Annotated in this window: 5 protein-coding genes and 1 pseudogene; 2 read left to right on the forward strand and 4 right to left on the reverse strand. The window is 39.3% G+C overall.

Annotation, left to right across the window (positions count from 1 at the left end; all coding sequences use genetic code 11):
• A partial coding sequence (locus IQ242_RS17455; RefSeq protein ID WP_193960842.1) for a class I SAM-dependent rRNA methyltransferase occupies nt 1-657 on the reverse strand: 657 nt, incomplete at its 3' end.
• Nucleotides 658-843: 186 nt separating this feature from the next.
• On the opposite strand from IQ242_RS17455, the gene IQ242_RS17460 reads away from it, so the two are divergent.
• On the forward strand, nt 844-1,638 hold the full coding sequence (locus IQ242_RS17460; protein ID WP_002769219.1) for an MlaE family lipid ABC transporter permease subunit: 795 nt from the start codon (nt 844-846) through the stop codon (nt 1,636-1,638).
• A 242-nt stretch (nt 1,639-1,880) separates the two neighbouring features.
• On the opposite strand, the gene IQ242_RS17465 is transcribed toward IQ242_RS17460, so the two are convergent.
• Both IQ242_RS17465 and IQ242_RS17470 read right to left on the reverse strand, forming a co-directional pair.
• On the reverse strand, nt 1,881-3,233 hold the full coding sequence (locus IQ242_RS17465) for a TIGR03279 family radical SAM protein (protein ID WP_193960843.1): 1,353 nt from the start codon (nt 3,231-3,233) through the stop codon (nt 1,881-1,883).
• A gap of 61 nt (nt 3,234-3,294) precedes the next feature.
• Nucleotides 3,295-3,441: pseudogene (locus IQ242_RS17470) on the reverse strand (DUF4164 family protein); the annotation flags it as partial.
• A gap of 418 nt (nt 3,442-3,859) precedes the next feature.
• Between IQ242_RS17470 and IQ242_RS17475 the strand changes: the two are divergent.
• The gene (locus IQ242_RS17475; protein WP_193960844.1) at nt 3,860-4,219 is read left to right on the forward strand and encodes a hypothetical protein; all 360 of its coding nucleotides are present in this window, start codon (nt 3,860-3,862) and stop codon (nt 4,217-4,219) included.
• Here the strand turns inward: IQ242_RS17475 and IQ242_RS17480 are convergent.
• A partial coding sequence (locus IQ242_RS17480; protein WP_193960845.1) for a DUF2887 domain-containing protein occupies nt 4,178-4,500 on the reverse strand: 323 nt, incomplete at its 5' end. The two genes, IQ242_RS17475 and IQ242_RS17480, sit on opposite strands and share 42 nt — an antisense overlap.

Genomic DNA, 4,500 nt, shown 5'->3' on the forward strand with positions numbered 1-4,500 from the left:
ATATTGAGATAATAAGGCTCTATTTTCCCTTTGATCGAGGAAAAATCCCGTTTTTTGTCCCTTTTCCCAATCAATAATAAAGCGATGGCCGGATTCTAACACCTCATCGCCGGTTTTTTGACCAAATAAGTATTTATTCTCGGAGATATGGGCGCTTTTCGCCAAAACTGCGGCACTTTTATCGTAAACTGCCCGTAAATTATCAGCGTAGATAGTTTTCAGGCAATCGACAATCAGATCGAGACGTTGGTATAAAGCTAGGGAATAAGCTTGAATAACCGCCGTGCCATTGTACCAATCGACGATTAAACTGGGTAAACCGTCCCCTTCAGCGTTAATTAAACGATAACAGTTAGTTTTTGGGTTATCCACTAAACCGATTTGTTGCCGCAGCTGATAGGCATTCTGGAATTTTTCGAGAAATAATTGAGCAATATCGCTGACTTTTGGGAAAGAAAGAATTTTAACGGCAATATTGCTAGGATTATACAGTCCAGTGGCTAGATATTCGCCTCGATCGCTATAAACCTCCACGATAGCACCCTCTTTGACTTCCCCCTCCATCTCTTTAATCGCCCCGGAAAATATCCAAGGATGGAATCGTTTAACAGCATCAATTTTATGGTTTCTCAGGATAATTTTCGCTAAATCTGGCATGGATAAAGAATCAGGGTTGATAGCTGACGGCTACTAGATAATTCTATTATCCCCTGCCAGCAGCACAAAACGATGGTTTGTTATCCCTCGATCGAGTGGCATCAAAGCAAGTCCTAACAATCGAGGGATAATCAGAGGGAATTCTCGCCTATAATAAGTTAGATTTTAGCGATAGTCCCTCGACAAATGCCAAGAAAAAGTGATGCTGCCGGTGGTTTAAGTTTATGGTTCCAACGTTTGGGGGCTGCCGGTTTATTAGCGGGACAAACTTTTTTACATATTCTTAATGGCAAAATCCACCGGCGTAATACTCTGGAACAAATGAGTATTGTTGGACCAGAATCCTTGACAATTGCCCTAATTACTGCTGCTTTTGTGGGTATGGTTTTCACTATTCAGGTAGCCAGAGAATTTATTTTTTTTGGGGCGGGTAGTTTTGTTGGGGGAGTCCTTTCCTTGGCTTTAACCAGGGAATTAGCCCCAGTTTTAACCGCGGTGGTGGTGGCGGGGAGAGTTGGCTCGGCTTTTGCCGCCGAAATTGGTACAATGCGAGTAACAGAACAAATTGACGCTTTATATATTTTAAAAACCGATCCGATCGATTATTTGGTCATTCCCCGGGTGATTGCCTGTAGTTTAATGTTACCCCTGCTCACTATTATCTCTTTAGTCACGGGATTACTCGGTGGTTTATTGATTTCTGATAGTCTTTACGGTATTTCCTATTCCCTATTCTTACAATCAGCCCAAAATTTTCTGGAAACATGGGATTTAATTAGTTCTATGTTCAAGTCCCTTATTTTTGGGATTTTAATTGCTATTATCGGTTGTAGTTGGGGTTTAACCACCACCGGCGGTGCTAAAGGAGTTGGTCAATCTACTACCACGGCTGTGGTAACTTCTTTATTAGCGATTTTTGTGGCTAATTTTTTCCTCTCTTGGCTGATGTTTCAAGGGACCGGTAATGTGGAAATCGGCTAAGACAGTTATCAGTTATCAGTAATCAGTTATCAGTGCCAAGAAAACGGCAATTTTCTACTTAATACCGCTCACTAAGTAGGGAGGCACAATTATTTGTAGGATGGGTTAGCGGTAGCGTAACCCATGCGGGAGTTGGGTTTCATGCTTCAACCCAACCTACGTTCATCTTATATTTAATTCCACCCACCTACTTAAAAACTCAAATCTGATCACCGATTACTGATAATTGTCTATTCTCAAGATTAGGATTTGTTGAAGGGATTGAGAGTAAGACAAGTTTTAATTAATTCCTCCACTCCCAGAACTGGATAAATAGGGACTCCTAACTGATTAATAACAGTTTCTAGGGTGAGATCATCTAAAAATACCGATTCCCCATGCTTGAGCATGAGGGAGGGTAATAAAACCCCATCCCCAAGATTTTTACCTTGTAATCCTTTGAGAATATCTTGCCCGGTTAATAAACCCGTAACCGTGATTTCCTGACCCCAATAATCACTATTTAAAGCCACTAATTCCACGGTTAAACCCCGCAGATTATTTAACTGTTTAACTAGGGGTTGAAAAGCTTGTTCTACCGCATTTCCCACTACCCATATCAATCGTCTAGATGGAGTAATTTGAGCGGGTAATAACTTCTTGGCTGTCTTCTGGAAATCCCTAATAAATTGACGAATCGAGCCAACTCCGTTACCGATTTGGGGATAGTCTTCGTAGTGAGATTGAGGTGGTAAATCGACTCGGGCAATTAAAAACCATTCATCGGCTAACCACACCACATTACTGCCAAATTCTTGACGAAATTGTTTCTGTAAAGTTTGGACTTGTTCAATCACTTCTCGCGCTTTTTCTTGGCTAACGGGAATTAATTCATCTTCTTGGGGACGAAAGCGGGTTAATCCCACGGGAACTACGGCAATCGACTCCACACAGGGAATATCTCCCCGATGAAAAGAAACCAGATCTAACAGGGTTCTTTCGAGATGAATTCCATCATTAATATTGGGACAAACTACCACTTGGGCATGAATTTGTAATTGTCTGGCTTGTAGCCATTTTAAATGGTCTAAAATTTGACCAGCGCGGGGATTTTTTAAGAGACGAATTCTCAGATCGGGTTCCGTGGCATGAACGGACACAAAAAGCGGTGATATGTGCATCTTTTCGATCCGCTGCCATTCTTTTGAGGTGAGATTAGTTAAGGTTAAATAACTGCCATAGAGAAAACTTAAGCGATAGTCATCATCTTTATAGTATAAAGTTTCTCTTTTGCCCTCTGGTTGTTGATCGATAAAGCAAAAAGGACATTTATTATTACACTGAATTAAGCCATCAAAAAGGGCATTTTCAAACTCTAAACCTAAGTCTTCATGATAATCTTTTTCGATTTTTACTTGATGAGTTTTGCCCTGACTATCAAGCACTTCTAGGGTTAAAAATTCATCGGCACATAAAAATTGATAATCGATTAAGTCCCGGGGACGATTACCATTGATAGAGAGGAGCGCATCCCCGATTTCAAAACCCACCTCGGCGGCGATCGAATCTGGGATGACACCAGTAATTTTAGCTGGACGAATAGTTAATTCACTCATATTTTTAGGTCGCCATCCAATTATTTAACTGCATTTCCCAGAGAGTCTTTGGGGAGCATCTCACTTTTGTCAACCGTTCTTCTATCTTATCAAATCTCTTATCTACCTGATCAAATCTCTCATCGATCCGTTTTTCCAGAGAGTCAATTTTCCCCTCAATCCTTGTCAGAACTGCTTCTAGGGAATAAGTGACGGTTTCGTTAGCCATTTTCTCTCTCCTTTATCTCTTCTGGATTCACCATCGTGATCTCAATATCAGTATCGCTGATTTTTGCCTCCAAGTTTCAATCCCTATTAGGGGTTAAGATTAATTGGAACTACCTTTTCTTGGAATCACTTGTATTTTTTGCATGACTTTTATTTAAATAAAGTTAAAAATATTATAACACCAACAACAAAGTAAGCAATTAATACTAAAATACTAAGATTGGTTTAATAATCTTAATAGTTATAACGTACATAATTTAAAAATGTTATAAAAATTTTTCAGTAAAAATACAATAAGGCGTTGTGGAATATTTGTATTAGTTTTGAAGTTGTATATGATTAAAGCTTTGTCCACATTTTTGTTGGTTGCCATGCAGTAAGCAGTAATAGCTAGTCCAGTTAATACTCTCACTGGATCTATGACAATATTTAAACAAGTAATGCCAATTAATAATCAATGGCAAGTCGGTAGTCCGTGTATAGCAACTGGCGGATTTACGGATATATACAAAAATGGGACAATTGTTTTAAGAAATACTGATAATCAAATAGTGGCAGTCAGCGAATTAGAAGAAGGCAGATTAGGAATAATTTTGTCTTATTGGGTTTGTACTTTTGATTTCTCTTTAGCTACAGAAGACTTGAGAGATTTTCAGGGTTGCCGATTTTTACTTGATGGCTACCGGCAAAAGATAGCCACCAGCAATTGTATCAATTTGTCAAAGTTTGAACCTTTCCTATTCCCTTTGAGTTGCTTGTCTAACCTGTTCGATCTCTAATTCTAAAGCTTGTGCTATCTGTTCAAAGTTTAATCCTAATGCCAATAAACGAGGAATAGAGGCTAATTTTGCCGCTAATTCGCCTTCCTCTCTACCTTCCTCTCTGCCTTTCTCTCTACCTTCCTCTCTACCTTCCTCTCTACCTTCCTCTCTGCCTTCCTCTAAAGCTTCCTGATACACTTTAGTTTGTTTTAAATCACTTAAACTAAACATCGCTTCTATCTCCTTTCTACTGACTTCGGGTAACTTATAAACCAAGATTGTCTCTATCAATTCTAAAA

The sequence above is a fragment of the Microcystis sp. LEGE 08355 genome, assembly GCF_015207185.1.
Taxonomy (GTDB): domain Bacteria; phylum Cyanobacteriota; class Cyanobacteriia; order Cyanobacteriales; family Microcystaceae; genus Microcystis; species Microcystis panniformis.